This window comes from Parafrankia sp. EUN1f (genome assembly GCF_000177675.1).
Lineage (GTDB): Bacteria > Actinomycetota > Actinomycetes > Frankiales > Frankiaceae > Parafrankia.
Genome location: NZ_ADGX01000337.1, coordinates 1 through 2,456, shown reverse-complemented (window position 1 = coordinate 2,456; position 2,456 = coordinate 1). Strand labels below are relative to the sequence as shown.

The window sequence follows — 2,456 nt, the reverse complement described above, 5'->3', positions numbered from 1 at the left end:
GCAGGCCAGGACCCTGCGAGCGGTCGATCGGAGGTCGTCGACCAGGCGGGCGGCAGTCTCGGTGGCCCGCAACACCTGCGCGGCGGCCGGACGAGCCTCGACCGCGAGCAGCAGGGCGGCGAGAGCGGCCAGCCCGGCCTCGCCGCGGCGCAGCGCACGCGCGGCTGCGGACCGGCGTATCTCCATGGCCTTCAGCGGAGCGACGCACGGCACGGGCAGCCCGGTATCCGGAGACGTTCGGAACTCCCGAAACGACACAGCGGCCTGAACGAGGGCTGCCGCACCGAAACCGAGCCAACCCCATTCATCGGCGGCGACGGCCGCCACCGGCGAGGCGGCAGCGGCGGCGGCCCAGATCCGGGCGGAATTCAACGCACGCCGACGGGCCCGCCGGAACGGCCGGTCGAGCCGGCGGCGCGAGTTCTCGAACGAACGACGTTCGACGTCCGCCCGCAGCCAGTCCGGAAGACCGGGAGTGACCGCCGCGGCCGCACCGGAGAAGCCGAATCCGCCAGCGTTGCCAGCAAGACCTAATGCCACTTAGCCTAAGTTGATCTTCAGGGTTGTGGTGTGTCGGTGCTGGGTGTTCGTCCTGGTTGCCGGCATGATCACGGTCTGTGGCAGATGATCGCCCGGTCGTCGACGGCCGGTTGACGGACTGGATCTCACTCGGTGTGCTGACCGCGTTCGTGTCCCGGGACGAGATCGACGAGGCGATCGAGGCCACCGGGAAGGCCGCGAAACGGGCGGGTGGGAAGATCCCACCCCGGGTCGTCGTGCTGTTCGTGATGGCGCTGGCACTGTTCGGCGACGAGGACTACGAGGAGGTCGCGGCCCGTCTCGCGGGAACACTCGCGGACTGGGGCCGGTTCGAGGAGGGCTGGGAACCGACCTCGGGCGGGCTGACCCAGGCCCGTCAACGGCTCGGCCCCGAACCGCTGGCCCACCTGTTCTCCCAGGTCGCGGCCCCGGTCGCGGACCCGGACACGATCGGGGCGTTCCTGCGGACCTGGCGGCTGATGAGTATCGACGGAGTCGAGTTCGACGCGGCGGCGTCGACGGCGAACCTCGACGCGTTCGGCCTGCCCGGCTCACCCGGCCCACACACCCCGGCCGCGTTCCCGAAGGTACGCGCGGTGACCGTGACCGAATGCGGGTCACGCGCACCGGTCCTCGCCGCCCTCGGCCCCGCCGGCGCGGGGAAGGCCGCCGGGGAACAGACCCTGGCCCGGGGCCTCTACCGGCGCCTGGAACCCGACTGGCTGCTGCTCGCGGACCGCAACTTCTACAACTGGGCGGACTGGTGCACCGCCGCCGACACCGGTGCCGCGCTGCTGTGGCGGGTGAAGTCGAACCTGCGCCTGCCCCCGCTGCACGCACTGGGAGACGGCTCCTACCTGTCGGTCCTGATCAGCCCGAAAGTCACCGCGAAAGGACGCGACCCCCTCATCGCCGCGGCCCGGGCGGGGGAACCCCTCGACCCGGCCCAGGCCCGCCTGGTCCGGGTCATCGAGTACGACGTCCCCGACCGTGACGGTGACGGCAGCGGTGACCTGATCGCCCTGATCACCACCATCCTCGACCCGTGGGAGGCCCCCGCGGCCGCGCTGGCCGGCGCCTACCACCAGCGGTGGGAACACGAGACCGCGAACCGGCAGGTCAAGACCTACCTGCGCGGCCCGGGGAAGGTCCTGCGGTCGCAGTCACCCGAGGGGGTCTACCAGGAGATCTGGGGCTACCTGCTCACCCACCACGCGATCGCCGCGCTGATCTGCGCGGCCGCGACCGCCGCCGGGATCGACCCCGACCGGGTCCGGTTCACCCGGACCGTGAGAGTTCTGCGCCGGCAGGTCGCTGACCCGCCGGCCTTTTCCCCCTGACCAGCAGGAACACGCCCTCACCCTGATCACCACGGACATCACCCGACCCGCGAAACTCACCCGGCACCGCGAACGCACCTACCCTCGCGCGGTGCGACGCGCCGGCCCGCACCGCTACCCGGTGAAGAAATCCCGCCAGCGCGGTAGGCGTCACTCCGCCCCGCCCACGATCAGGCTCGCCAACCCCGTAGAACCCCAGGCAGCAGCTTGATCAAAATAGGCTAAGTGGCATTAGAGCAAGAAGTGAGGATTTTGGCTGCTGCAACAACCGAAATCCTCACTTCTTGCGGATTTCCAAGCGACCCCGCACCCCATTTTCCCCTATTAGGGAGAATGGCCTGGCAGAAGCGCAACCCGAGCGGCCGCCTGAAGCCGCAACCCAAAGCGTTGAGGCGTGGACCGGGAGGCCGCCCGCCAGCGGTTGTTGCTGGCTGTCGGCGGGACGCGGGGTAACCCGCATTCCCGCCGAGGTTCGCCAGAACCGCAGGCTCCGCTGGCACCCCCGAAACCGACGGGGCCTCAGAGCACAGGCGAGATCACGCGGCCACGATCGTTGCCGCAAAGGCGACCCGGTGA

The 2,456-nt window shown here is 70.4% G+C and carries 2 protein-coding genes; one reads left to right on the top strand and one right to left on the bottom strand.

Annotation, left to right across the window (positions count from 1 at the left end):
* Nucleotides 1-540 (bottom strand): hypothetical protein (locus FREUN1FDRAFT_RS38855; protein ID WP_006545936.1); only part of this gene is annotated, 540 nt, incomplete at its 3' end.
* A gap of 77 nt (nucleotides 541-617) precedes the next feature.
* Here FREUN1FDRAFT_RS38855 and FREUN1FDRAFT_RS38850 point away from each other — a divergent pair.
* Nucleotides 618-1,880, top strand: a complete 1,263-nt coding sequence (locus FREUN1FDRAFT_RS38850) for an IS4 family transposase (RefSeq protein WP_006545935.1) — start codon at nucleotides 618-620, stop codon at nucleotides 1,878-1,880.
* The last annotated feature ends 576 nt before the right edge of the window (nucleotides 1,881-2,456 follow it).